Here is a 26,671-nt window from a genome sequence, read left to right on the forward strand (position 1 = left end):
AAGGGGGAGGTGTGATTATGAGAAAAGGTTTAATTCTTCTTGCAAGTTTGTTGCTGATAACCTTTGCTGCTTTAGCTCAAGAAGATGTTCCCATTAAGGTTACTTTGACAATGATGGTAGCTGGAGATCAAAACATGGTTGACTTCTTCGAGTACGAAGTTGGTCCAGAGTTTAGAAAACTGTATCCAAACGTGACCTTGAAAGTCATCGGTACTGGACCTGGCGATGCTGGTTCACAGCAGATAGTGCAGCAACTCAAACTTGAAAAAGAGTCTGGGAAAGACAAATGGTCAATTGATTTAGTCGTGATCCATGAAACTGGTGCCATTTGGGCTATTGAAGCTGGGTTGTTAAAACCGTACACTGAATTCTTAACGTACAGAAGATTATTAGTTCGAGGCACCGAAAAAATGGCTTTGGGAGTTAATGTGGAAGGGTATGTAGTACCAATGTTCCACAGCCAAGTTGTGCTTGCGTACAATCCGAAATTTGTAAAGGATCCACCTAAATCGTACGCTGAGTTGGTTGAGTGGGTGAAAAAGAATCCCGGCAAGTTTGGTTACAACGGCATCAAAGGTGGTATGTCTGGTGTTGGATTCGTCTTTGGATGGGTTTACTGGAAGTCTGGGTATATGGATATCTACACGAAGGGACCATATGACAAAAAATACGAAGAAAACTGGCCACAAATTTTCGCCGAGCTTAAAGAATTCAATAAATACGTCACAATTACAGCTGGTAACGCCGGAACGTTGGATGCATTGAATCGTGGCGAGATCTGGATGGGGCCTGTTTGGGTTGACATGCTTTATACTTGGATGCGCGAAGGTAGAATGGATCCGAACATAAGAATCGTCCTACTGGCTCCCGGAATGCCTGGTCAGCCAATGCATTTTGCAATACCAGCGAAAGCGGCAAATCCAGACTACGCCTTCAAGTTCATTGAATTCATGCTGTCTCCAAAAGTTCAAGCTAAATACATAGTGGAGCGCTTCAACTGGTATCCAGCAATTGGAGACGATTACGTCGCACCCTATCTAAGTAAGGACGTGTTGGATCGCCTCTACAAGGACGTGAAACAAGCCGACCTTGTCAAGTATGGCAAACCTATGCCGCTTCTTGGGTACAAGCAGGATATGCAGGAAGCATACGAAAAATGGGTTGAAAAATAGTTCTAAATAGCAGGGGCCTTGCCCCTGCTTAATTTATGCCGCTTTGAGGTGGTGAATATGAAACACAAACGCTTCCGTGAAGCTTTCTTTGGTTTTTTGCTGATCCTCCCATCTTTGACTATTCTTGCTTTTTTGTATTTTTATCCTCTAGTAACATCTATTTGGACCAGTTTCATTGCCAACAACAAGATCAGCTTGTTGAACTACAAAAAAGTTGTAGAATTGTATCTTCGCGATGTGATTTACTCTGTTGGAATTACTGTGGCGACTGTCTTAATTGTTTCTATGCTGAGTATAGCAATAGCCGGATACCTGCGTTTTAGACAATGGAAATTTCTTGATATAATGTATAGACTTCCACTGTTCATTCCATTTCTCATCGTTGGGCATGCAATGAGAATTTTCCTTGCGCCACATGGAACGTTGAACAATTTTTTGACACGCTTAATAGGTGTCAAAGAACTACCCGGCTTGTCAAGATCTTGGATTGGACTTCTGTGGGCTTTTATATGGGTGATGACACCATATGCAGCAATAGTCGTTGTCGGGGCATTTAGGGCACTCGATAATTCTTACATAGAAGCTGCCCAAAGTCTTGGGGCATCAAAACTCAAGGTCTTGTTTACAATCATTATTCCAATGTGCAGATCGTCAATAGTGGTTACAATGATTCTAACATTTGTTAGAACCATCAGCAGCTTAACAATACCAGCACTTGTTGGGCCAAATTCTCCTGCGATGATAACGATAGATATGATGTTCAGGATTAATTTCTTCAACGATTGGGGAGTTGCCAACGCATTGGGAGTAGTCTCTTATCTAATTGTTGTAATTCTTGCTGTTTACTATCTTAAATTTATGTCCGCTGAAAGAGGAGGTATAAAGGGATGAAAAGAATATCGATATTTTCGTTAACGATAAAGGCGGCAGTAATTGCGTTGATCTTGGGTATTATGATTGGACCGTTGGTTGGAATAGTTATCTGGAGTTTTGCCAAAACTTGGTACTGGCCAAGTCCGTTACCTCAAGAATACACCCTTCGGTACTGGAGGGATGTCTTCACACAAGGAAGAGTGCTGAACTCGCTTCGCTTAAGTTTGATTATTGCCCTAGTAACGGTTGGTCTTTCGATCTTGGTTTCGATACCTGCAGCGTACGCCTTTGCTCGCTACAAAATACCTTTTGAACGACTTTTGTTACTGTTGTTTTTGATGCCACAAGCATTTCCACAACTACCAGTCTTCATAAATCTTGCGAAGATTTTCTCAAGAATTGGTTTGAGGGGAAATGTTTGGGGTATAATTCTTGCACACACCATGGCTTCAATGGTTTTCGCAATATGGATAATAACTGCAACGTTCAAATCAATTCCGGTGGAGCTTGAGCAAGCGGCACAAAACCTTGGAGCAAATAAGTTTGTAACATTTAGGACCATCACACTTCCTCTTGCACTTCCTGGGATAATTGCAAGTTCAATATATGTTTTCCTTTGGTCAATGGGTGAATTCAACGCCGCGTTTTTCATAGGCGCGCCTTTCATACAAACCGCGCCGGTTTTAATGTACACAGCAAGTATGGGATACAACATGCAAATAGCAAGTGTGATCGCGCTCGTTTTGACGATACCTTCCTTGGTGTTCATGATTCTTATCGAGAAATTCTTAAAAGCCGAATATCTCGCTGGCTTGGGAGGATGAGAACAATGGAAGTTGTTAAAGTTCAAGGTCTCAAGAAATATTACGGAGAGGTCAAAGCCTTGGATGATGTGACTTTCTCTATATTTGAATCGGAAATACTGGCTGTCATCGGTCCAAGTGGATCTGGCAAGACAACTCTATTAAGGGCAATAGCTGGTTTTGTGAACTTAGATTCTGGTAGGATAATCATAAACTCACGCGATGTGACCAATGTTCCTCCGGAAAAACGAAATGTATCTATGTTCTTCCAAAATTACGCACTTTGGCCACACATGACTGTTTATGAAAACGTGGCATACGGTTTGAAAATTCGAAAAATGAGCAAAACAGAGATCAGAGAAAGGGTAGAATGGGCGTTGAACTTTCTGGAGATAAGCCATCTTGCCAATAGAAAACCATCCCAATTATCGGGTGGCCAGCAACAACGAGTTGCGCTGGCAAGAGCTATTGTGGTTAAACCGGATGTTTTGCTCCTTGATGAGCCGTTGTCCAACCTTGATGCCAAGATAAGGACTAGGATAAGATCTGAACTGCGCGAACTGTTGAAGAAGTTAAATATACCCACTCTCTATGTCACGCATGATCAAGAAGAAGCCCTCAGCATAGCGGATCGAATAGCTGTGATGAATCATGGGAAAATCTTGCAGCTTGGTACACCACAGGAAATATACAAAAACCCCGTTGACGTTTTTGTCGCCGACTTTGTTGGAGCAAATAGTTTGATTCGAATTAAAACTAAATCCGGTGAGCAAATCAAAGTTGGAAACAAAATTTTTGTTGCGAAAGATGATTTTTTAACTCTCGTCATAAGAGTGGACGAAGCTGATTTGCTGTCAGCAAAACAATTGACCGCTGAAAACGTACCTGAGCAAAATCTCATACTAAAAGCAGTTGTTGTTGACAAGCTTTTTTTAGGATCAAAATACAAATATAAATTGAAAATTGATGAAATAGAAGAATATGTATATTTAAACAGCAACAAGATTTATGCAAATGGTGACAAAGTGATCATAGCCATACCAGCAGGAAGCTATTTTGTGTTTTAAATTCGTCAAATGTTCAAGATGCTTGGCATCATTTGACTGCTTCGCCTTTCTTGACAAAGCTCATTGTGATGGCTGAAAGTATCACAAAGCCTATTGAAAAAGGTATCAGTGAGGCATAACCAGCTGTATCTATGAAAACACCTGCCAAAGGTGGAGCAAAGATGTTTGCTGCCATTGAAAAGAAGTAATACAAACCGGTGTACCCTCCAACTTTTTCCTGAGTGGTCATATCCACGACCATCGGCAAAGAATTAACGTTTACCAAAGCCCATCCAGCACCACTGATTGCGAAAAGAACAAAAAGCTGCGTCAAAACGTTCTTGCCCGCCGAAAGTCCAGCAACGACAACGACTATTAGTAAACAAGTTATTAAAACGGAAAGACCAAGCAAAATCGTTCGTTTTCTTCCAAGCTTTGAACCCACCAAACCTGCCGGAATTGCAGCAAGCATAAAAGTCAAAGAGAACACACCAAGAACAAGTGCTCCAGTGCTCTCAGATATGCCAAGGTAAAATTTCGCATAACTTGTGAAGAACGTTTCCAACGCGTTGAAACCTATGAACCAGAAAAGTATGGAAAGAAGCATGAACAAAAGACTTCTTTCCTTAGATTTAAAGGTATCCTTGAGATTGCTCAAAAGTTCTTGATTTCCTTTCTTTACAGTTTCAAAGACGCTGAGATTTACCTTAGATTTCACCGTATATTCTTCAGGTTCTTTGATGAAAAAAACGATGAGAATATTCGCCCCAAGCATCATCAAAGCGCCAACGAAAAACGGATAAGCATAATTTGCATCATACAAAGGTTTGCCGGCAAAATAGGCGAGCAACGCTCCAAGACCACCCATGAAGTTGATAATTCCGTTAGCCTGGCTTCTAAACCTTGATGGCGTTATATCGGGCATCAGCGCAATTACAGGTGAACGAAACAGCGCCATGGCAAAGTTCATGATTATTATCACAAGCATCATCAACGGTAAAGAGCCAATGCTTCTTGCCATTGGAATCAGCATGAAAAAGATTGCGGCTATCGGTGCTCCACCCAGTATGTACGGTTTTCTTCTTCCAAGTTTGGTTCTTGTTTGATCACTCAACGTTCCTATATATGGCAACATGAAGATCGCAAAGATGTTGTCGATGGTCATTATCGCGCCTATGACGAAGGAACTGAGGGCGAAATCTTTAAGGAAAATCGGAACATAGGCGTTGTACAGAGGCCAAAGCACACTGATGCCAAAAAATCCAAAACCAAGGAGAAAAATCTTGGAATAACTGAACCTTTCCATGTTCACACTTATCCCCCTTTCTTAAAGTTTATACCTCCACCATGTGTTTTAGAATTCTATTCAACTTTCTTCTTATCCTACCATCTTCCTCGCACCAGTAAGCTGCACACAAGGCCTGTGGTTTTAGCGAATACTCGACCGAAAACGCTTTTAACACTTCTGAATCTTGCAATGCGATTGAAAACCGAGTATTTTCATATTTCGCGTAGTTTCTCAAAAATTTGTTCAACAGTTTTCTATCTTTTTCTTCAAGTTCCATATACCTTTGCAAAAATTTCTCGAATTTATCTTTACTCATCCTCTCAAAAACATTCTTTACCAGATTTTTCCTTGCCTCAATATATGGGTGAGCTTCAAATGCGTCACAAATAAATCTTATAAGCAATAGATTGGTACCATCAGCTTTTTGAAAATCCTTATTCATAACTGTCAGTAAATTGATTCCTTTTGTGCCTTCAAGTTGTGCAGAATATGTTGCCAATAGAAGCTTCTTTCTTTCGACTGAATCCATATTGTGAAGATATTCAAAGGTTTCTCGAAAAAGCCCATCGATTTGCGACTTTATCTTTTCGCACAAGAATGGCTTGAAGGTAAGAATAGTTTCCTTATTAACATATGGAAGGATTTTGAATATTGTCCCACCTTTTATGCTTTTAAACTTTCCATTCAAAAGCTTAGAAAGATTTGAACGACTGATGCCCGTTCTTCTTGAAAGTTCTGAGATATTGCTGCAAAGTGATCTAATGCAATTTCTCAGCTCTAAAGTATTTTCATACATAGAAGTCGATAGGTCAAGTTGCGAAAAAAGCGCAAGTTTTTCCTGTGCTTCCAATGTCTTCTGTACTTTCTTGCCCTTAGAAAGCATTATCTCGACAGTCTGATACATTCGATAGAAATCCCCAATCTGTTCGTACAGTGTCATTAATATCCAGCGAATATAGCGATGCCTCCTCGAGTTCCCTATACCATCCCATCGTGTAGATACATTCTTTGGAGAACTTTAAAGCAATCAGTGGATGTTTGTTTTTAATATACCAAGCAGCGTTGTTTAAAGCTGCAATCATCGCGGTTGGATGAGGAATTTTGTTAGCAATTTTATAGGCTTGAACAAGTTCATGTAGTGCCATCGATATCTTGCTCTCGCGATAATACTTCCTTGCTTGAGCTATTTTGATGAAAACCACTGCCGAAGGATCTTCAAAGTATTTTCTTCCCCACGTTCGAATATAGGTTTTTGTTTTTCCGTCATAGAAGTTATTCGTGACAATTGTGATTATCAGCTTTCTCGCAATCGGAGGAATGTTTGAAAAATTGTCTTTCAGCTCACGCAACAGTTTCTCCGTTTTATCGTTGCCAGTTCGAATCAATACAGATAACTTTTTTGCAAGAAGAAGATATTTGATTGTGAGCGAGCGTGCATATCTGAGTCCTTTTTCCACAGTTTGTATGCTTTTTTCAACATCATCCTTCCAATCGCTCACAACAGTTTTCAGAAAGTATTGTTCATCCCTTTCGGAAAATTTGACTCCATATATGACTAACGGTTTAGCGTAATAACCATGTTTAAAAAGAACCTTTAAAACCTGCTGAAACAACTTACTCACGGATCTTTCCCCCTGTGATGTTATTACGACGGAGAACAAATATGTTGTTACTGAATAAATTATAGTGAAATCAAAAGTAGAATAGACAGATGTTTTTGAAACAACGATGTTTGATTTTCAGGTGTTTACTGGTATGCAGCAATAATGGAGTGATGAAATGATATAAAAAATATTAGGAGGTACTGATTATGACGATTTCGTTTGAAAAATACGCTCAAAATCTCACAAAATTCGAGCGAAAGTACAAAAAACATTATCCACTACTATTTTTCATGAACTTCTTATTTCTAACAACAAACATTCTTACACCTTTGATCATCAAGGCACTGATTGATAACGTATTTCAAAATCGTAATATTGTTGAAATTTTTCTTTTTGGCGGCTTGTACTTAGTAGTTCTCTTCCTTCAGTCCTTAGTTATGTATAGGATGAATTACTCTGCGTTCAAGCACTTGATTAACAAATCACAAGTAAAAGAATCAAAAAGTCTTTTTGCAAAAATACTGGCTTTACCATTTCGAGACCCGAATACTCAAAACGCAAACAATTACCTATCGGTTTTTTTGAGGGATATACCGAAAGCAACAACAGGGGTGTATCTTGGAAAATTGCAGTTTCTGTTTAACTTGATTTTCTTTATCGCTCTTCTTTGTATACTATTTATCCTCAGCATGAAATTAACTATTCTTGTTATTGCCAGTGCTTTATTGTTTTACTTTTCAACAAGGTTTATAAAGAAAATCGTAATCAGCTGTTCTGCGAAAGACAGAGAAGATTACCAATTGTTCTTGAAAAGATTCAAAGAAATCTTTGAGGGAATGTATACTTTAAAGCAATATCCTGACTCAAAAGTCACCGAAAAATTTGCCGATTTGAGTGCAAAAAGATGGATCAAATCAAATTTGAGACTGAGAATATCGAATGAATTATCCAATAGGAACATTGAAATAAACAAAGAAATTGGCAAAGCTTTAGTGATTTCGATGGGTATCTACTTGCTTTTAAAAGGTGAAGTAACCGTCGGAACGCTTGCAGCGTATCAATTGTACATGACATGGGTATACGATTCAATACGAATGATGATCACAGGTTTGATGATGTTCTTTTCCAGCTTACCCAACTGGGAAAGTTTTATGAAAATTTTCTCAAATCCTTCTGAGAAAACGGGAAACCAAATTCTACACAGTTTCCAAAGCCTAAAACTTGAAAACGTTGAATTCAGATACAACGACCTCAAAGTCCTTAACGGAGTCACAATTGAGATAACCGCAGGCGAAAGACTTGCGATAGTAGGCGGTTCAGGTGAAGGCAAAAGTACGTTGGTATCGCTTTTCAACGGATTTCTAACCTCTTCAAGTGGTAAAGTACTCATTAATGATATTCCGATCGATGAATATTCACTTTCGTCAATTCGAAGAAAGATTCTCGTTGTTCGTCAAAACGATTATCTTTTTGACACGTCAATAAAAAACAACATTACCTTGTTTGAGGACTATTCACAAGAACAGATAGAAAGAGTTTTGAAGGTGTGTGAATGTGATTTTGTTTACCAATTAGAAGATGGGATAGATACGGTGGTTGGGGAAAGAGGAGCGAGGCTATCTGAGGGGCAGAAGCAGAGGATAGTACTTGCAAGAGCTTTGATACGGAAGCCAGAAGTATTGGTTTTGGATGAAGCAACATCTGCAATAGACAGTGGAGACTTAGGGTGAATTTTGTGTCTGGACAAAATACCTCAGTTGAAACATCTGGTTCAGCTCATACATACATCCCTTTACCCTCATTATCCCGTTCCTCCATTTTGTCTCCCTCAGGTTCTTCCTGTGCAAATACACGCTTAACTCCAATAGCTCAACACTCCCAAAATATCCCCCACTTTTTATCCTTACTCGCTCTATCTTGCTGTTTATGCTCTCCACCGCATTCGTCGTGTATATGTATCCCCTCAATTCCTCAGGATATTTCGTATATGCCACGTATTTCTCTTTCTTACCCTCCAAATATCTCACAAAACTCGGATACTCCTCTTTGTACTTCTCAAGCAGCTTCCCCATCTTCCCTAATGCCTCTTCATAGCTGAGTTTCTTCAATTCGTCCAACCCTTCCTTGAACCCCTTCGCATCCTCTCGCTTCATTTGCCTATCCGCATTCCTCTTCAAATGCTTCACACAAAGCTGGTGATCCGCTAATGGATATACCATCCTTATTATCTCCCCTAATCCACTTAAATCGTCGCTTACTACTACCATCACCCTCTTCAAGCCACGTCTCACCAAATCCTCAAATACCTTCCCCCATTCCACCCTGCTCTCCTTACCCAAATACGTGTACAAACCGTATATGTCCTTCTTCCCCTCCATGTCTATCCCCAATACTATGTAACATACCCCATACCTTACTTTCCCTTCTTCCCTTATCTCACTGTGGTAACCATCTATTATTAGCGCAAATGCCTCACTCGGTAGCTCCCTCTCCTTGAACCATCTCAATTCTTCCTTCAACCCTTCCTTTATCCTCTCAAGCTCCTTCTCCGAGTATGGTAACCCTAACCTCTTCAAAACACTCATTATCTCAGACTCCGAAAACCCACTCGCTATCATCGATTCCAATAACTTAACATACGATTCGTCCAGCCTCTTGTACTTTTCCTTCAATAAATGTGGCCTAAAACCGCCTTTCCTCGTCCTCGGTACTTCAAGTTCCAAAATTCCATACGTGCTGTAAAGATCCCTTTCATACTTCCCGTTCCCTTTGTCCCCTTCCTCAGTCTCAAGATATATCTTTCTCTCTGAAAGCATTATCGTGTTCAAAAGCCTTTCAAACAAATCTGCAAGTGTTTCCCTTTGCTTTTGATCAGAATCATCCGCATATTCCTTAAGCAACATCTCTAAAGACCTTTTCTTGACTTGTTCAAAGTATTCCCTGTCTTCCAGAAATTTGTTCGACATGCCCGACACCTCCTTATTGTACAATAATCTTACCACCAGACACAAAATTATCCGAACTCCCTAGACAGTGAAGCAGAGGGAAGAATACTTGATAGGATATTCAGCGAAGTGAAAACTATCATAATCATTTCGCATAGACTTTCAACGATTAAGAAGGCAACAAGAATAATCGTTCTTGATCAAGGTAGAATTGTTTGTGAGGATACTCATGAGAATCTTTTGAAAAACTGTGGGGTCTATAAGAAGGTTATGCAGAGACAACTAATAGATTAGTTGTTTCATTTCTCTTTCAGAATAAGACAAAAAATCAAACCACAAGTTTGTCAAAGTCCTTCGGTACAAGAATCTCACCAGAAAAATGTTTTCGAGCACTTTGTACGAGGTTTTCCTCTTGCCCATCCAGTTCGTTGCCAAGATGAACAAGACAAAGCATTTTCACACCTGCTTGTTGGGCCATTCGAGCGGCATCCTCAACTGTGCTGTGTCCTTCTTTTGGTCCAGTTAAAAGTTCACTGCACGTTGCTTCGTGAATTAAAACAGTTGCCTGCTTTGCAAAATCAACTATGGTTTCACATGGCTGTGTATCGCTTGTGTACACAACTAACGCATCATGGGAAGATATTTTCAATCCAATGTTTTTTATGGAATGACAAACTGGAAAACACTCAACGGTGATGAAGTCAGTATTGATCACTTGTTGTCTTTCACTAATCGGAACAACCTGTAAAGTAAAGCCAAGTTTTTCTTCGAAAAGATCGAACAAAGAAAGAAATTTCTCCAAAAAATCAAAGTATTCCCTTAAGATATAGACATACAGAGGTTTCTTTCTTCCACTCAGTCGGATCATCTCCAGAAAAGATGGCAAACCATAAACGTGATCAATATGCCGGTGTGTAATTATCAAGTGATCAACTGTTTGCACAGGATCACATCCAGCCTTCAGGAGTTTGCCGAAAACGTTACCTGGACAGTCAATCAAGATATTATCAATTAACAAAGAGGTATTATCACGATTTGTTGAACTCACCGCCCCCGATGTTCCAAGGAAAACTATCCTCACAATCTTCACCAAGATGATTATACAACTGTTCTAAAAATGTTATACTAATCACGAAGTTTAATGCTCATTATGCTAAAGCAAAAAGGGGGATTTTTGATGACCCCCACCTTCAACGGTGCCACAACGATCAAAACAGATTTGTTAACAGATATCAGATGTGCAAGTCAAGCAGGTTTCAAAGCTTTGGAGATATGGAAAACCAAATTGTTGACAGAGCTAAAAGAAAGGGACATCGAATTCATCGCAAAACAGTTTAAGGATTATTCAATACTTCCAAGTACTATCAACTCGGTCGAGCAATTTACCTTCTGTGAAGATTTTGAACAAAAAAAGAAGGAATTTGAGCTGCTTTCCAAAATCGCAAGCAAAATTGGTGTTGAAACCATCATCGTTGTCCCTGGTTTTGTAAAAGCTATGCCGTCTGCAGAGGAAATAAAAGAAAAGACGAAAAAGGCTCTGAGGGAATTTTCTGATCTTGCGAAGTTGTACAACGTCAAGATAGGTTTTGAGTTTCTTGGATTTGAGAACTGTTCTGTGAACAATCTTAAGATGGCCCTTGAAATAGTCGAATCACTTGATAGAGAAAACGTTGGTCTTGTGATTGATACCTTCCATTTCTTCACTGGCGGTTCATCCTTTGAAGATCTCAAGAGAACTCCCTCAGAGAGAATATTCGTTGTTCATGCGAATGATCTGCCACGATTAAACCACAAACCAAAAGACTCCGATCGAATTATGCCAGGAGATGGAATCCTGCCATTGAAAGAGTTTCTCACTGTTGTAAAACAAATTGGATACAAAGGTATAGTATCGGTTGAACTTTTCAACGAAAAATATTGGCAACTTGATCCGTGTCTTGTCGCCAAGGAAGCTTACCAAAAATTAACTCGTTTGCTTTAAAACATCTTCCTTTGCACCGAGACGTTTAGAGATTTCCTTGGCGGTTTTCATAACCTCCTGCGCTACAACTTTTATCAGTTGATCACTGAAAACGCTTGCAGCGCCAGTTACGCTTATTGCACCTATCACATTGCCTGTGTAATTAAAAACAGGAGCACCCACGCAAGCTATACCAGGTTCATTTTCTTCCATGTCCACCGCATAACCTTGTTTTCTGACTTTTTCAAGCTCTTCAAGTAACTTTGATTTATCCGTTATCGTATTTGGGGTTTGCTTTGTCAAAGTAACATGACTTAAGTATTCTTGAAGTTCTTCCTTTGGCATAAAAGCCAAAATAGCTTTTCCAAAAGCGGTTGAATAAAGTCTCATTCGCATCCCAATCCTAGACACAGTTGGTATAGTTCTAGCACTTTCAACTTTATCGATATAAACTCCCTCAAAACCATCTTTTAGCGCAAAGTGTACAGTCATGCCTGTTCTTTCCATCAAATCGACGAGGAATGGATGAGCAATTTCCCCGACTTGAACGTTTCTAAGTATAATGCTTCCAAGTTCCACGATTTTGTAAGAAGCATGGTATTTAAGAGAATATGGATCTTTTGAAAGATAACCGCATTTTGTAAGTGTTTCCAAATGTTTATAAGCAGCAGGTGGGGTGATGTTCATATACTCGGCGACATCTTGAATTCTAGCCCCACCGTTTTTTGAAATTACATATTCTAAAATCTTCAAAGCTTTTTCAACAGAACCTATGGTCATATACGATACCTCCATTATCTTTGTACTCTTCCTGCCCCTCCACCTTTCATAAGACTCAAAACTTCATCCACACTTACTTGGTTGAAATCGCCAATTATGGTGTGCTTTAGACAAGATGCCGCGACTGCAAACTCTAAAGCTTCTTGTGGCTTCATATTATTTATTAAACCATAAATTAGTCCAGCTGCAAACGAATCTCCTGCGCCAACACGATCAACGATGTAAATGGTGTAGTGTTTGCTGACCAAAAATTCGTCGTTAACAAGTAAAACGCCAGACCAACCATTCACGTTGGCAGTGATACTCTCTCTCAAAGTTATCGCGACCATCTTGAAGCCAAATTGTTCCCTGAGTCTTCTTGCAACTTGTTCGTATCCTTTCAGACTGAGCTTTCCTTCCTGAACATTTGACTCATCGGCTTTTATTCCAAAAACTTTTTCGGCATCTTCTTCGTTTGCAAACAGGATATCAACGTATTTCACCAACTGGCTCATGACTTGGTTTGCCTTTTGTGGACTCCAAAGTTTGGCTCTGTAGTTCAAATCACACGAGACAGTTAAACCTTTTTCCTTTGCTTTTTGAACTGCTTGTAGGCATGCTTGAGCAAGGTTATCACTCAAAGCAGGCGTTATTCCTGTGAAATGAAACCAGGATGCGTTTTCAAAAATTTTATCCCAGTCGTAATCCTCAGGTTTCGATAGGGCAAAAACAGAATTTGCTCTGTCGTATATCACCTTTGACGGTCTTTGAGAAAACCCAGTTTCAAGAAAATAAATTCCAAGTCTACCTTCTGCAAATTTTATGAAAGAGGTGTCAACACCGTATTGTCTTAAGGTTCGCAAAACTGCCAAACCAAACTCGTTGTTAGGTAGTTTAGTCACAAAAGCTGCCGGAACACCAAAACTAGCGAGCGAAACGGCAACGTTTGCTTCCGCCCCTGCATAACTTACTTCAAAACTGTTGGCTTGAACAAAACGAACATAACCAGGCGTAGCCAGCCTCATCATTATTTCACCAAAAGTCACAACTTTTGACATTTTCCACACCCCCTGATGAATTTCACCAAGATAAAGTTTACCATCACAAAACAAATAGTCAAATTTATTTTCCAAAGGTTAAGCAGAAAACCTATAATAGCTCTAACTTTAAGCATGCATGCAGGGGTCATATAGAATTTACAAAAAGTCGGTGAGTTAAGAATCACTTAGAATTATTACTCACAGGAAAACAAAACTTGACTTGAGAGTGTACGTCATGATAAAATGTTTAACGTACAAAAACGTTAATAGCTCACAAATCTTTGTGAGCAAAAATCCTTCGAGGGGGTAGAAGCATGCGAAAACTCTTGATTATCGTGGTGTTAGCACTATCTCTGCTGGTGTTTGCTCAGGAGGTCTCAAGATCGGTGCCATTTTTCCATTGACCGGTCCAGCTGCAGCGACGGGGACAAAGATTAAATATGCCATTGAAGTTGCTCAGGAAATCATCAACGGAGTTTATCCGGATCTCGACGTACCACTTGCTAAGACATCAGGACTTCCAAATCTCGGCGGGGCAAAAGTGCAGTTTATTTTCGCAGACCATCAAGCAAATCCAGAACTGGCAATGGCAGGAGCTGAGAGATTGATAACTAGGGAAAAAGTAGTTGCTTTAATTGGATGTTATCATTCTTCTTGTACAAAACCAGCGAGTCAAGTTGCTGAAAAATATGGTATACCCTTTGTGGCTGGTTCTTCAAGTTCTGCGGCATTAACCGAAAGAGGTTTGCAGTGGTTCTTCAGAATAGCTCCTCATGATGGGTTGGAAACCGATTTCTTCTTTGAATACCTTAGGTATTTGAACGGGAAATATAATGCGAATGTAAAACGTGTGGCAGTTGTCTATATAGACAACGAATATGGAGTTCACGCGGCACAGATGGTCAAGGAAAAGATAAAGAATTATCCGGAATTCACCTTGGTTGCCGATGTAAAATATCCAGTAAACGCCACAAACGTTGATATCGAGGTTCAGAAAGTGAAAGCTGCGAAACCAGATGCTGTTTTCCATGCTTCATATATAGGTGATATGACAATGTTTGCGAAGAAGTACAAAGAATTCAACGTTGCTCCAAAGGTTGTTCTGTCTTACTGTGGAGGTTATCATGATCCACAGTTTGTGATCAACCTTGGCAAAGACGCTGATTTCTTCTCTGGGGGAGCTGCAACTACACCTGTTCTCATGCCATTGTTGCCAGCCCTTGCAAAGATCAATGAAATGTACAAAGCAAAATCCGGCGTGGATATCGACGGTCCGACTTTGGAAGACTTTGCCTCGGCTCTTGTAATAGCTGAAGCCATAAACTTAGCAGGCTCAACGGAACCCACGAAGATTCTCGAAGTACTCAGAAACCACACATTTGAAGCTCCATATGTGCTCAGTGGTAAGATAAAGTTTGGACCAGATGGTCAGAACATTTACAACCCCAACGTCATGACGCAGATAATCAACGGTGTCTACGAGGTTGTCTGGCCTGAGCGGTTCAGAACAAAGGAACCAGCCGTTCCAATGCCAGATTGGTCAAAGAGGTAAAAAATCGAGATCTGTTGCTGAGAGTTTATAAGGGGGACGTTGTCCCCCTTTTCAAAATTTTCAGAGAGAGGGGTGTTTATGCTAGGACAACTGATTCTCACAGGTATCTTGATAGGATCAGTGTATTCTTTGGTTGCAGTTGGTCTTACTCTCGTATGGGGATTGATGGATATAATCAACTTCGCTCACGGCGACTTTATGATGATATCAATGTACGTAGTTTTTTGGCTTTACAGTCTTTTTAATCTCGACCCTCTCGTTTCTTTACCTGTGGCAGCCGGTGTGGCAGCATTGCTTGGACTAGTAACCTATCAGTTCGTGATCAAACGGGTTCTCAATGCTCCTGGTTTGATGCCGTTGCTCGCAACTTTTGGTTTAAGTCTGTTCATTAGGAATCTTGCACAGTTCCTATGGAGCCCGAACTATCGTTTTGTTAGTCAGTCCTTAGTGAGTGACAAGAGATTTTTTGTCGGTAGCCTCGTAATAGGTCTGCCCCAACTGGTAGCTGCACTTGGAAGTGTCACTATGACGTTACTAATTGCTTTGTTCATTAAAAAAACCAAAACAGGAAAAGCTATTCAAGCTACTGCTCAGAGTAGGGATATAGCCGAATTGATGGGTGTTAATACCCAAAGAATATACGCCATAACTTTTGCTTTATCCGGCGTTTGCGTCGGTGTTGCAGGCACATTTCTCTCGAATATCTTTCCTGTTTACCCGGAATCAGGTGCCATGTATGGGTTGCTGGCATTCGTTATTGTAGCGTTGGGTGGTTTTGGAAACATCTGGGGTGCCTTCTATGCAGGATTATTGATAGGATTAACCGAGACTCTCGGCGGATTCTACTTAGGAACACAGTTCAAATATGCTCTTGCTTTCTTAATATATCTACTTGTTTTGCAGTTCAGACCTAAGGGTCTATTTGGATGGTGATGATGCGTATGATGCAAAAATTCAGGCTACTTATGATTCTCATGATTTTGCTTTTCATACTTCCGCTTATTGTCAGAGAAGTTCATTTCCAACATACGATGATAATGCTTGTACTCTTCGCTGGGCTTGGCGAAGCCTGGAACATCATAACAGGTTTTGGAGGCCAGACCTCCTTCGGACATGCAGCGTTTTTTGGTATAGGAGCGTATACATCGACTGTTTTATTCCACAAATTCGGTATTTCTCCGTGGGTTGGAATGCTTCTAGGGGCTGTTGCAGCGACTGTAGTAGCTGTTCTTGTGAGTTATCCTTGTTTTAGGCTAAAAGGGCATTATTTTGCAATAGCAACGCTAGCGGTTGCAGAGATCATCAAGCAATTGTTCATCAGCTGGGATTATGTTGAAGGCGCTACAGGAATATCTATTCCCGTTGTAAAGGATAGTTTCGTTGCTATGCAATTTCATCAATCAAAGATCCCATACTTCGTAATAGCTTATCTTTTATTCCTTATTTCTACAATCGTTGCAATCGTAATTGAGCAAAACAAGATGGGATATTATTTGAAAGCTCTTAGAGAAAGCCATGAAGCAGCTGAGGCGCTTGGTATAAATACCACCAATTATAAACTTTCAGCAATGGCAATAAGCGCAGCATTAACTGCTGTCATGGGAACAGTCTATGCTCAGTATATCCTGTACATCGACCCTTTTATGGTTTTTGGACTTGATATTTCGATGAAAATAGTACTTTTAACTGTCCTTGGTGGAATTGGAAATATATATGGTCCGATAATCGGTGCCAGTATATTGATACCACTTTCTGAGTATACTCGTGTAAGCTTGGGAGGCACAGGAAAAGGTATAGACTTGATGATTTACGGTGTACTGATAGTGCTTATCGTATGTTTTGAACCAAAGGGAATAATAGGAATCGTTAGGACTTTTAGAAGAAGGAGTGTCAGCTATGGCAAGACCGCTGCTTGAAGTAAATGGTATCACGATGAAATTCGGAAGCCTTGTCGCAAACGACAACGTTTCCTTTGTAGTTAACGAAGGAGAAATAGTCAGTTTAATCGGTCCAAACGGTGCAGGAAAGACCACACTTTTTAACTGTATAAGTGGTTTTTACAAGCCTTTTTCTGGAAAAGTGTTGTTTGATGGCAAGGATATCACAGGTAAAAAACCACATCAAATAGCAAAGATTGGTTTGACAAGGACCTTTCAAATAGTCAAACCACTTCTTGATATGACGGTTTTCGATAATGTGCTTACTGGTGCTTTTTTGAGAGCAAAGACCAGAAAAGAGGCAGAAAAAATAGCAAACGAAGTTCTCGAATTAACGCACCTTTACGATAAAAGATTTATGCTTGCGGCAAACCTAACGATAGCCGATAAAAAGAGGTTGGAAATAGCGCGCGTCTTGGCAACACAACCACGAATGATAATGCTCGACGAAGCTATGGCAGGTTTGAACCAAACGGAGATAAAAGAAGCTGTGGAACTGTGTCTTAAGCTCAATCAACAAGGAATCACATTGCTTATCGTAGAACACATCATGGAAGCGATTATGCCTATTTCAAACAGAATAGTTGTCCTTAATGCTGGTAAAAAGATAGCAGAAGGTTCTCCAGAGGAAATTGCAAACAACGAAGAGGTTATAAAAGCCTACTTGGGGGAGAGATACCATGCTAAGAGTAAAGAATCTAACCGTCGGGTATAACAGCGTACCAGTTGTTTTTGATGTTTCAATTGAGGTTAAAGAAGGCGAATTTGTTGCAATCATAGGCTCAAATGGTGCTGGAAAATCAACCATTTTGAAAACAATAGCGGGTTTGTTAAAACCGATGTCAGGTGAAATTGAATTTTTGGGCAAGAAGATACACACTCTTCCAGCACATGAAATAGTCAAGCTTGGTATCGCTATGGTCCCAGAAGGAAGACATGTTTTCGGAAAAATGAGTGTGTTGGACAATCTCCTCATGGGAGCTTACACGATAAAAGATAAAGAGAGAATAAAGCAAAATATTGAAAAAATGTTTGAGATTTTTCCAATCCTCAAAGAAAGACAAAATCAAAAGGCTGAGACACTTTCCGGTGGAGAGCAACAAATGCTTGCCATCGCTCGTGCTTTGATGGCTGAACCAAAACTTTTGCTCGTAGATGAAATGTCTCTTGGCTTGATGCCCTTGATGGTTGAAAAAGTTTTTGACATCATGATAAAGGTCAAGAGTACAGGGATATCTATTCTTATGGTTGAGCAAAGAGTTCAAGAATCGCTTGAAATAGCAGATAGAGCCTATGTTCTTCAAACAGGTAGAATTGTAGCAGAAGGAGAAGCAAGAAAACTGTTGGAAAGCGATTTGATAAAACGAGCTTATTTGGGAATGTAGATGTGATAAAATATTTTCACAGCAAAGGAGGTGCAAAAAATTGAAAGCACAAATTGGGGTCGTAGGTTTAGCCGTTATGGGACAAAATCTTGCTCTAAACATTGCTAGGAAAGGTTATATTGTAGCAGTTTATAACAGAACTTCGGAAAGAACAAAAAACTTTGTAGAACAAAGAGTCAAAGGTGAGAAAATTGTTGCTGCATATGATCTAAAGAGCTTTGTGGAATCGTTAGAAAGACCAAGGAAAATTATTTTGATGGTTAAAGCCGGTTCTCCTGTTGATGAAATGATCGATGAACTTTTACCTTATCTTCAAGAGGGAGATCTTTTGATCGATGCTGGAAATTCTCATTACGAAGATACGAACAGAAGACTTGAAAGACTCTCAAAGATGGGAATATTGTTCCTTGGAACAGGAGTATCAGGTGGAGAATACGGAGCTTTGCATGGTCCATCCATAATGCCAGGAGGAACAAAAGAAGCTTACAAATTGGTTGAAGAAATTTTTTTGAAAATTGCTGCAAAGACGGAAGATGGTCCATGCTGCACGTACGTCGGAGATTATTCAGCAGGTCATTTTGTTAAAATGGTTCACAATGGCATTGAGTACGCAATAATGCAAGCCATAGCAGAAGTTTACGATATCATGAGAAAAGTGCTTGGCTTGCAACCAAAGGAAATAGGAGAGATTTTCAAAAAGTGGAATGAAGGCGAACTGTCATCGTTCCTTGTCGAAATAACCTACAAGATAATGGAGAAAATCGATGAAGAAACAGGAAAACCAATGGTTGATGTGATACTCGATAAAGCAGAACAAAAAGGCACTGGAAAATGGACGGTTGAAGCTGCTTTGGATTTAGGAGTACCAACTCCTTCTTTAAACCTTGCAGTTGTTGCAAGGGTTCTTTCACACTTCAAACAACAAAGAATGGAATTGTCAAAGCTCTATTGGCAAAAGCCAATTGTTAAAGCAGATAAGAATTTGATCGAATATCTTGAAAAAGCTTTGAGCCTGGCAATGTTTCTTGCATACTCACAAGGGCTTTGGTTGATAAGCGAAGCTTCAAAAGCTTTCAACTATGGAGTAAACCTGCTGGAAATTCTTAGAATTTGGAAAGGCGGTTGCATAATCAGAGCAAAAATGATTGATTTTTTGAGAGAAATATTGAAAGAGAATCCTTCCAACGTGAACTTGCTTGAAAGCCAAAAAACGGTGGAATATCTAAAGCCAAGGATTGAACCTACGTTGAAGGTTTGCCAAATCGCAAGGGAAGCTCAAATACCAACACCCGTTTTGAATTCTTCTCTTGATTATTTGTTCTCGATGAAAGAAGCAAACTTACCGGCAAATCTGATTCAAGCTCAAAGAGACTTCTTCGGTGCCCACACATTCGAAAGAATTGATAAACCTGGTATCTACCATATAGAATGGCAACCTCTTGAATAAAAAAGGCGGGTTTTTCACCCGCCTTTTTATAACTTTGGCATGAGATGTTTAACCGATTCATACAACTCTTTGAATATCTCATAGTATTTGTCGTAAATCTGTTTGTTTTGAGGATCTGGTTCGACAACTTCTTTGTATCTGACCCATTCTTTTATCCTTTCAGGTCTGTCTATAACGCCCACTCCAAGTCCTGCCAAGAATGCATCTCCAAACGGTGCCTCAACAAGGCTAGCAACTTGTCTCATCTTAAAGCCGGTGACATCCGCAAAAATTTTGACCCAAACATTTGACTTTGAAACTCCTCCAACAATCCAGCATTCGTCGCTCAACTTCAAGCCGGCTTTCATACCCTCTTCCATGTTGTGCCTCAGCGCGTAAGCTGCACCTTCCATCAATGCTCTATAAATGTGTGCCCTTTTGTGGTAAAGTGTTACACCAAAGATGACGCCTTTTGCAAACGGATCCCATATTGGAGATCTTTCGCCCATAAAGTAAGGCAAAACCACTATGCCTTCACTTCCTGCTGGAATATTTGCAACTTCCTTGTCGAACAGTTGGTAAGGTGAAATACCCGTTCTTTCTCCAACGACGGTTTCAGTTTCTCCAAACTGTTCTTTAAACCATCTTGCCAAAGCCCCAGTTGTTGCTGAACCACCGAATGTGTAGATTCTTTCGGTGTCGTAAACTACATAAGGATAGCTCACCAGACCAAACGGAAGCTTCTCACCCTTGTGAACCGTTCCCCAGCAGGTAGATGTGCCAACCATTGCAACATGTTCACCTTCTTCGAGTGCACCTGCAGAAAGCTGGGCAACCGGAGCATCAATGCCACCAGCAACTATCGGTGTTCCTTCAAGTAAACCGCACAGTTGAGCAGCCTCTTTCTTCACTTTGCCAACTACATCTGAAGATTTGACTATTCTTTCTGGTAAGTATTCCTTCGGTATTCCCAAAGCTTTGCACATTTCATCAGACCAAGTTAGCTTTTTCAGATCAAACACTCCACCCAAGTTTCCAGCCGAGGAATAGTCGGTAACTATTTCACCGGTTAAAAGGTATATCACGTAATCTTTTGGGGAAATGAACTTGTAGATCTTTTTCCATATCTCTGGTTCGTTGTTTCTGATCCACATGATCTTTGTAAAGCCAAAATAGGAATCCACGTAGTTACCGGTGATGCCAAATATCATATCCTTTGGAATGTTCTTCTTGACCCATTCTGTTTCTTCAACTGCCCTTCTGTCCATCCATATCAAGCAAGGTCTTAAGGGATTCATATCTTTGTCAACGGGTACCCCTGACCCTCCGTAAAGACCACTTATCGCCAAACCAGCTATTTGATTTTTCGGAACGTTTGATTTTTCAACCACTTCTTTGACCGTTTCAAAAACAGCTTTTGCCCAAGTATCTGGCCACTGCTCCGCCCAATTGGGCCGTGGTGTTATTACCTGATACTCCCTGCTTGCTTCGGCAATCACATTGCCTTTTTCGTCCACAAGAACAGTTTTAGTACCTTGTGTGCCTATATCGCTCCCAAGTAAGTACATGCTTTTACACCTCCTGCGCTTTCGTTCATTTGATAGCTCCAAGAGTCAAACCTCTTATCAAGAACCTTTGTGTAATCAAAGCGAATATCACTACAGGCAACATTGTCACCAAACCCGCAGCCGATAGTGGTCCCCACGCCACTCTCCAACCAGTTATGTATCTTCCAAGATACACAGGCAAAGTTTGAGCAGAAGCGTTACTTGTTAAAACCAACGCTAAAAGGAATTCTCCCCAGCTTTGTATGAACGAAAGAATGGCTGCCGCCGCCAGGCCAGGGGCACTGAGTGGCAAAACAACGTAAATGAAAGTTTTTGTTGCTGATGCGCCATCTATGTAAGCAGCTTCTTCTATTTCCTGAGGTATTTCGTTGAAGAATGATATCAACAACCATATTGACAAAGCAGTAGTTGGAACAAGGTATGGCAATATTAAGGCAAACCATGTGTTGAGCAATTTAATCCTTGTGAATATCACATACAGTGGAATTGCGCTGGCTATAGGTGGTAAGAATCTCATGGATATGAACCATCCGACCAAACCGGTTCCACCTATTTTAGTTCGCGATATTGAGTAAGCTGCCAAAGCTGCTATGAATGTTGAGACTATAGAAGTAGTTGTTGCAACTACAATGCTGTTTCTCAAGAACGGTTTGATACCAGCAATCGATGTAGTTGTGGTACCAAAGGTTGTGGATCCCGTGCCAAGGAAATTTGACAAAGTCCACTTCGTTGGCCAAAAAGTGGGCGGCAAAGTAAACCATTCAGCTTCCGGTTTAAAAGCGGTTATGACAATCCAATAAATTGGGAAAAGAAAGAACACAAGAACAATCGTAGTTATTGCAAATTTGATTGTTATCGTTATTTTTCTTTTCATATTCTCCTCTCCCTTTCAAGCCCAAGTTCTTTACCTATGTTGAGTATCCTTATCAACATGTTGACGAGAACCATCGAGACTATCACCAAGATGACGCAAAGTGCAGAGCCGTATCCAATGTTCCAACCATATGACACAGTTACTTTGTAGGCGTAAAAGCTCCAAGTAGAAGTTGCCGTTCCAGGCCCACCGAAGGTTGTCATGTATACGATATCAAATGTTTTCAACACATCTATAACCCTAAGTAAGAGTGTCACATATACGATTGGCCTAAGCAAAGGAAATTCGATGTATCTAAACAGTTTCCAACCGCTTGCGCCATCAACCTTTCCAGCATCTAAAAGATCTTTGGGTAAAGACTGCATAGCCGCGTATAATATTAGAAAAACAAAAGGTGTCCACTGCCAAATTTCAACGATCATTACAGCTACTTTGGCGCTAGTTGCTTTTCCAAACCATTCAATTTTTTGAAATCCTAACAGACTAAGAAAATAATTCACAGGTCCAAAAATGTAGTTGAATAACATTTTCCAAGCAAAACCTCCAACTGCGGCTGGTACCATCATTGGCAATAAAAACAAGGATCTAATTACTTTCTCGCCAATTAATCCACGTATCAAATAAGCTAATCCCAAACCTGCTAACATTTCTATAGGTACAGCAATCAAAAGTAATAAACCAGTATATTCGATTGAAGAAATAGCTAATGGATCGCGGAAAATGTCAGCATAATTTCTCAAACCTATAAATTTTCCAGTATTTGGTTTGGAAAGATCTAAGTCTGTGAAAGATGAATAAAGCATATACACAAAAGGATAAATAGTCATAACAAGAAAAAGAACTATCGCAGGTAGCACCAGGGTCAAAGCAATTTTTCTGTTTAACATCAGCATAGGATATCCACCTCAAATATGAACGGGAGAGCTTGGCGCCCTCCCGTTCAATTTTTAAATCATTTGCCAAGGATTCTTTCCCATTCATCTGCAAGTTTTTGTAGCGTTTCAATTGTCAATGGTAGTTCTCCAGCAAGGATTTTTGCAAAGTAAATGTTGGTGACGTCTTCAAGTTTGGGTTCTTCTGGTATTCTTGGCCTGAATGTCTCATCGGCGTATATAGCTGGCAAAGCAGAAACCCATGGTATTGCTTTTTGAGCTTCCGGATCTTCTAGCGTTGACTTTCTAACGGGAGCTATTGCAAATCTGATGAGTTTTTCTTTGTCTGCCCATTTTGAAGTAGCAAATTGTATGAATCTAAAGGCAGCTCTTTGTTTCTCTTTTGTTGTGAACGCGTTGATTCCTAAAGCCCAGTTTCCTGCCACAGATCTGCCAGGCATTGGAGCTATTCCAATCTTTTTGTCTGCTGGTTGCAACACCGGTGAAGATGCAAATTGCAAATATGGGTTAGTCCACTGTGGAACCATTGCCACTATTCCTTTGGCAAAGTATTCTATCGTTTCTCCGTAATCTGATCCAAGAGGATCAGGTGCATACGGCAACAAGGCTTTTATGTCTTCAAAAGCTTTCAAACCAAATTCGTTTGCAAAGGCTGGTTTTCTATCCGCTGTGAAATAATCTCCATAATCGATGTCAACTGGGCCAAGTTTTGCCAAACCTTCTGGGCTTCTTCTGTACGGACCAAAGAACAACAAATACATGTAGAACATTGTGTGAGTTGTTGGGAACATCAAAGCTATTCCGTACTCTGTTGGAGAATTTTTGTTGTATTTCTTTGTGAAGAATCTGGCAACATCTACAGCCTCTGCCCAAGTTGTTGGTACTCTTAAAGGCCTACCAAACATTTGTTCAAACTGTTGTTTAATTTTTGGATCTTCGAACAAATCTTTTCTGTAGTAGAACAGCATTGTGTTGTTAAAATACGGGAAGCCTACTAGCTTACCATCCCATATGCTTAAATCTCTTGCGAGTGGAAGTAAGTCATCAAAGTCGTAATCTGGGTCAACTAAATCTGGATTTTCTTTCATGAATTGGAACAAATCCACACACCCTTGACTAACTGCCCCAGCTGTCATGACGTCCCAGTTGAAAACATCAAACGCAGCTGATTTTGCGGCAATGTCAGCCAAAATTCTTGGATAGAGTACTTCCCACGACAGGACTGTGATTTCCACTTTTACATCGGGATTTCGCTTCATGAATTCTTCGGCAAGCCACTTGAGTGAATCAGCATTGTCTGAGCAAGCAACGACGCTGATAGTTACTTGGGCAAAAACTATAGAAGCTACCAAGGCAACCAGCAACAAAAGCACTTTCAACCTCATAAAAACACCTCCTCGCTAGAAAAGTTATGGAAATGCATAAATTAATCATTTTTGCCCATATTTTGTGTGATATTGATTGTACAATTTATCAACCTCCTGTGGATCCATTGCAATAGGATTACCAGCTAAAATTGCATAATAGCTTGCTTTTGCAACTTCTTCAAGAAAGATTGCCTTTTTTAAAGCATCCTCCAAAGATGTGCCTGCAATGAGTACTCCGTGCTTTCTCAATAGAACTGTTCCAGATTTTCCCATTACTTTCATTGCAGCTTTGCCTATGGCTTCAGAACCAACGGGTGCATACTCTGTGATCGGAATTTTTTCACCAAAAACATCTGCGTGTGCTGTGCAAAGCACAGGTATTTCCCTTTCCAAAATTGCCCAAACAGTTGCGAATGTTGAATGAGTGTGGATAACAGAATAAACCCAATCGAGATTTTTGTACAGATACAAGTGCGTAGCTGTATCAACCGATGGCTTTTTATTCCCTTCGACAATGTTTCCGTCCAAATCCACCACGACGAAATCTTCAGGCTTCAACGAAGAATAAGGCACTCCCGATGGTTTTATTATCACATGATTTTGTATTCTCACACTGATATTTCCGCTTGTATAAGCAACCAAGTTGTATCTTTCAAGCATCATATGAGCTTCGTAAAGCTCTTGCTTTTGTTTTTCGTACATTCAGCTTCCCCCTTTTATGATCTTTCTACTTCTATCACAGTGCAAGAGTGTGGTTCGAAGGTAAATTCAAATTCCTCATCAACTATTGTTGTCTTTTCAACAATATCTACAACATTCGGTTTTTCCAAAGTATTTCTTGCTTTGATATCTGGACCGTTGAGTACGTAAACTTTTGCTTGCTTCTTTCCACAACCTTTGATTTTGATTGGACAACGTATTTCTGAATCTTTGTTGTAGTTTACAACTGCCAGATACAACTTTTTCCCATCTTCTGAAATCGTTGCAGTTGCGTCCAAAAGCTTTGCATCGTAGACTTTAAACGGCGTTTTGAAGTAGAACATTTTTCCTTCTATATCGTAAGTTTCTGTTTCAACAATTGTTTCAACGAGTTTTTCTCCGCTGTGATTAACTATTAACTCGAAAGCTTTATAAACGGGCGTCAAAATTATTCCGTTTTTCTCCGTGTGTATTGCTCCAAGTGCGTTGACAAGCTGAGCGAGATTTGCTATTGGAACAATGTCGCTGATTCTTTGAAGCATTATCAAAACTCCGCAGGCGAAAATACCATCGGTTAGATCGTAAGGTTCTTCAAGTTTGTTATCCATTACTCTGTACCAAACATTCCATTCATCGAGCGCGATTTTTATTTCATTCCTTCGCTTTGTTCTGCTTGTTTCTATCAGCCTTTTAAGACCTATAAGCCTTTGTTCTAGCAAATAAACTGTGGACACCGTTTCGTAGTAGTTTTCAGATCCCGTGTAAAAGTGGTAAGAAATGTAGTCAAAAACATCTCCGGCTTGGTTTAAAACCTTTAGATTCCATTCATGGTCATCACATCCAACTGCTATTGTTTTTATCGAAGGATCGAAAACTTTCATCCATTTTGCGTATTCTTTGGCAACTCTTGCATATTCATCGGCTGTCATATGCCCAACTTGCCATTCACCATACATCTCATTTCCTATACCCCAGAATTTGACGTTATATGGCTCTGGATGACCATATTTTCTCCTAAGTTGAGCATAATATGTGTTACCTTTTCCATTACAGTATTCCAACCAATGAAGTGCCTCGTCCAAGGTACCAGTTCCAAGGTTAACACAGATATATGGTTCTGCTTTGATTTCACGACAGTATTCGATGAATTCATCTGTACCAAATCTGTTCGTTTCCTCTTGTTGCCAAGCAAGATCAAACCTCACGGGTCTTTGATCCTTTGGACCAATTCCATCTTCCCAATGATAATTCGACACAAAGTTTCCACCTGGCCATCGTAGAATTGGAACTTTGATCTTCTTTATCGCCTCAAGCACGTCTTTTCTAAACCCACGATGATCCGACAGCGGTGAACCTTCTTCGTAAATCCCACCGTAAATACATCTTCCAAGATGCTCAGTGAAATGCCCGTAGATGTACTTGCTAACTGGTTTCACAGTCTTGCTCGGATTCACACTGATTTCGTAAGCCATACCTTAAA

26 protein-coding genes are annotated in these 26,671 nt (G+C 40.1%); 13 read left to right on the forward strand and 13 right to left on the reverse strand.

The genetic code is table 11. From position 1 onward, the window contains the following. Window positions 1-17 precede the first annotated feature (17 nt). From THETH_RS05565 to THETH_RS05580, 4 genes are read left to right on the forward strand one after another with little or no spacing between them, the layout of a single operon-like run. Window positions 18-1,172 carry an extracellular solute-binding protein gene (locus tag THETH_RS05565; protein WP_013932397.1) on the forward strand — a complete coding sequence of 385 codons (1,155 nt, stop codon included), beginning with the start codon at window positions 18-20 and terminating at the stop codon, window positions 1,170-1,172. Window positions 1,173-1,229: 57 nt separating this feature from the next. Then, entirely contained in the window at window positions 1,230-2,063 is an 834-nt protein-coding gene (locus tag THETH_RS05570) for an ABC transporter permease (RefSeq protein WP_013932398.1), read from the forward strand. Beyond that, complete coding sequence (locus THETH_RS05575) at window positions 2,060-2,869, forward strand: ABC transporter permease (protein ID WP_013932399.1); 810 nt, start codon at window positions 2,060-2,062, stop codon at window positions 2,867-2,869. The genes THETH_RS05570 and THETH_RS05575 overlap by 4 nt, the downstream gene beginning before the upstream one ends. Before the next feature lie 5 nt (window positions 2,870-2,874). After that, window positions 2,875-3,915, forward strand: a complete 1,041-nt coding sequence (locus THETH_RS05580; protein ID WP_013932400.1) for an ABC transporter ATP-binding protein — start codon at window positions 2,875-2,877, stop codon at window positions 3,913-3,915. Window positions 3,916-3,943: 28 nt separating this feature from the next. On the opposite strand, the gene THETH_RS05585 is transcribed toward THETH_RS05580, so the two are convergent. Genes THETH_RS05585 through THETH_RS05595 form a run of 3 tightly spaced genes read right to left on the reverse strand, consistent with a single transcriptional unit; the run spans window position 3,944 to window position 6,804 of the window. Continuing rightward, window positions 3,944-5,200, reverse strand: a complete 1,257-nt coding sequence (locus THETH_RS05585; RefSeq protein ID WP_041446599.1) for an SLC45 family MFS transporter — start codon at window positions 5,198-5,200, stop codon at window positions 3,944-3,946. A gap of 28 nt (window positions 5,201-5,228) precedes the next feature. After that, on the reverse strand, window positions 5,229-6,086 hold the full coding sequence (locus THETH_RS05590; RefSeq protein WP_052295965.1) for a helix-turn-helix domain-containing protein: 858 nt from the start codon (window positions 6,084-6,086) through the stop codon (window positions 5,229-5,231). Next, window positions 6,055-6,804 (reverse strand): hypothetical protein, encoded by a 750-nt coding sequence (locus tag THETH_RS05595; RefSeq protein WP_041446405.1) that lies wholly within the window; start codon window positions 6,802-6,804, stop codon window positions 6,055-6,057. The genes THETH_RS05590 and THETH_RS05595 overlap by 32 nt, the downstream gene beginning before the upstream one ends. Before the next feature lie 188 nt (window positions 6,805-6,992). On the opposite strand from THETH_RS05595, the gene THETH_RS10920 reads away from it, so the two are divergent. Further along, window positions 6,993-8,516 carry an ABC transporter ATP-binding protein gene (locus THETH_RS10920; protein WP_095522077.1) on the forward strand — a complete coding sequence of 508 codons (1,524 nt, stop codon included), beginning with the start codon at window positions 6,993-6,995 and terminating at the stop codon, window positions 8,514-8,516. Here the strand turns inward: THETH_RS10920 and THETH_RS05605 are convergent. Next, window positions 8,508-9,737, reverse strand: a complete 1,230-nt coding sequence (locus tag THETH_RS05605) for an IS256 family transposase (RefSeq protein ID WP_041446485.1) — start codon at window positions 9,735-9,737, stop codon at window positions 8,508-8,510. The two genes, THETH_RS10920 and THETH_RS05605, sit on opposite strands and share 9 nt — an antisense overlap. Before the next feature lie 123 nt (window positions 9,738-9,860). On the opposite strand from THETH_RS05605, the gene THETH_RS10680 reads away from it, so the two are divergent. Further along, complete coding sequence (locus tag THETH_RS10680) at window positions 9,861-10,025, forward strand: hypothetical protein (protein WP_157723311.1); 165 nt, start codon at window positions 9,861-9,863, stop codon at window positions 10,023-10,025. Window positions 10,026-10,059: 34 nt separating this feature from the next. On the opposite strand, the gene THETH_RS05610 is transcribed toward THETH_RS10680, so the two are convergent. After that, window positions 10,060-10,821, reverse strand: a complete 762-nt coding sequence (locus tag THETH_RS05610; RefSeq protein ID WP_013932402.1) for an MBL fold metallo-hydrolase — start codon at window positions 10,819-10,821, stop codon at window positions 10,060-10,062. A gap of 87 nt (window positions 10,822-10,908) precedes the next feature. Between THETH_RS05610 and THETH_RS05615 the strand changes: the two genes are divergently transcribed. After that, window positions 10,909-11,712, forward strand: coding sequence for a sugar phosphate isomerase/epimerase family protein (locus THETH_RS05615; protein WP_013932403.1), 804 nt, complete (start codon window positions 10,909-10,911; stop codon window positions 11,710-11,712). On the opposite strand, the gene THETH_RS05620 is transcribed toward THETH_RS05615, so the two are convergent. Then, a complete protein-coding gene (locus tag THETH_RS05620; protein ID WP_013932404.1) occupies window positions 11,695-12,471 on the reverse strand; it encodes an IclR family transcriptional regulator in 777 nt (258 codons plus the stop codon). The two genes, THETH_RS05615 and THETH_RS05620, sit on opposite strands and share 18 nt — an antisense overlap. 14 nt (window positions 12,472-12,485) lie before the next feature. Then, a complete protein-coding gene (locus THETH_RS05625; RefSeq protein ID WP_013932405.1) occupies window positions 12,486-13,508 on the reverse strand; it encodes a sugar kinase in 1,023 nt (340 codons plus the stop codon). Window positions 13,509-13,872: 364 nt separating this feature from the next. Between THETH_RS05625 and THETH_RS05630 the strand changes: the two genes are divergently transcribed. From THETH_RS05630 to gndA, 6 genes are all read left to right on the forward strand, one after another. Beyond that, window positions 13,873-15,042 carry an ABC transporter substrate-binding protein gene (locus THETH_RS05630; RefSeq protein ID WP_281012954.1) on the forward strand — a complete coding sequence of 390 codons (1,170 nt, stop codon included), beginning with the start codon at window positions 13,873-13,875 and terminating at the stop codon, window positions 15,040-15,042. Between the two features lie 78 nt (window positions 15,043-15,120). After that, window positions 15,121-15,975 (forward strand): branched-chain amino acid ABC transporter permease, encoded by an 855-nt coding sequence (locus tag THETH_RS05635; RefSeq protein ID WP_013932406.1) that lies wholly within the window; start codon window positions 15,121-15,123, stop codon window positions 15,973-15,975. A gap of 11 nt (window positions 15,976-15,986) precedes the next feature. Beyond that, window positions 15,987-16,958 carry a branched-chain amino acid ABC transporter permease gene (locus THETH_RS05640; RefSeq protein ID WP_245530461.1) on the forward strand — a complete coding sequence of 324 codons (972 nt, stop codon included), beginning with the start codon at window positions 15,987-15,989 and terminating at the stop codon, window positions 16,956-16,958. After that, on the forward strand, window positions 16,939-17,694 hold the full coding sequence (locus THETH_RS05645; protein WP_013932408.1) for an ABC transporter ATP-binding protein: 756 nt from the start codon (window positions 16,939-16,941) through the stop codon (window positions 17,692-17,694). Before THETH_RS05640 ends, THETH_RS05645 begins: the two co-directional genes overlap by 20 nt. After that, window positions 17,660-18,364, forward strand: coding sequence for an ABC transporter ATP-binding protein (locus tag THETH_RS05650; RefSeq protein WP_013932409.1), 705 nt, complete (start codon window positions 17,660-17,662; stop codon window positions 18,362-18,364). The genes THETH_RS05645 and THETH_RS05650 overlap by 35 nt, the downstream gene beginning before the upstream one ends. A gap of 40 nt (window positions 18,365-18,404) precedes the next feature. Next, window positions 18,405-19,811 (forward strand): NADP-dependent phosphogluconate dehydrogenase, encoded by a 1,407-nt coding sequence (gndA, locus tag THETH_RS05655; RefSeq protein WP_013932410.1) that lies wholly within the window; start codon window positions 18,405-18,407, stop codon window positions 19,809-19,811. A gap of 26 nt (window positions 19,812-19,837) precedes the next feature. On the opposite strand, the gene THETH_RS05660 is transcribed toward gndA, so the two are convergent. From THETH_RS05660 to THETH_RS05685, 6 genes are read right to left on the reverse strand one after another with little or no spacing between them, the layout of a single operon-like run. Continuing rightward, window positions 19,838-21,358 carry an FGGY-family carbohydrate kinase gene (locus THETH_RS05660; RefSeq protein ID WP_013932411.1) on the reverse strand — a complete coding sequence of 507 codons (1,521 nt, stop codon included), beginning with the start codon at window positions 21,356-21,358 and terminating at the stop codon, window positions 19,838-19,840. A gap of 25 nt (window positions 21,359-21,383) precedes the next feature. After that, entirely contained in the window at window positions 21,384-22,232 is an 849-nt protein-coding gene (locus THETH_RS05665) for a carbohydrate ABC transporter permease (protein ID WP_013932412.1), read from the reverse strand. Continuing rightward, window positions 22,229-23,125 carry a carbohydrate ABC transporter permease gene (locus THETH_RS05670; protein ID WP_013932413.1) on the reverse strand — a complete coding sequence of 299 codons (897 nt, stop codon included), beginning with the start codon at window positions 23,123-23,125 and terminating at the stop codon, window positions 22,229-22,231. Before THETH_RS05670 ends, THETH_RS05665 begins: the two co-directional genes overlap by 4 nt. A 59-nt stretch (window positions 23,126-23,184) precedes the next feature. Beyond that, the gene (locus THETH_RS05675) at window positions 23,185-24,510 is read right to left on the reverse strand and encodes an ABC transporter substrate-binding protein (RefSeq protein ID WP_013932414.1); all 1,326 of its coding nucleotides are present in this window, start codon (window positions 24,508-24,510) and stop codon (window positions 23,185-23,187) included. Between the two features lie 45 nt (window positions 24,511-24,555). After that, window positions 24,556-25,194, reverse strand: coding sequence for an L-ribulose-5-phosphate 4-epimerase (locus tag THETH_RS05680; RefSeq protein ID WP_013932415.1), 639 nt, complete (start codon window positions 25,192-25,194; stop codon window positions 24,556-24,558). Window positions 25,195-25,208: 14 nt separating this feature from the next. Beyond that, a complete protein-coding gene (locus THETH_RS05685; RefSeq protein ID WP_013932416.1) occupies window positions 25,209-26,663 on the reverse strand; it encodes an alpha-N-arabinofuranosidase in 1,455 nt (484 codons plus the stop codon). Between the last annotated feature and the right edge of the window lie 8 nt (window positions 26,664-26,671).

The sequence above is a fragment of the Pseudothermotoga thermarum DSM 5069 genome (assembly GCF_000217815.1).
GTDB classification, from domain to species: Bacteria; Thermotogota; Thermotogae; order Thermotogales; family DSM-5069; genus Pseudothermotoga; species Pseudothermotoga thermarum.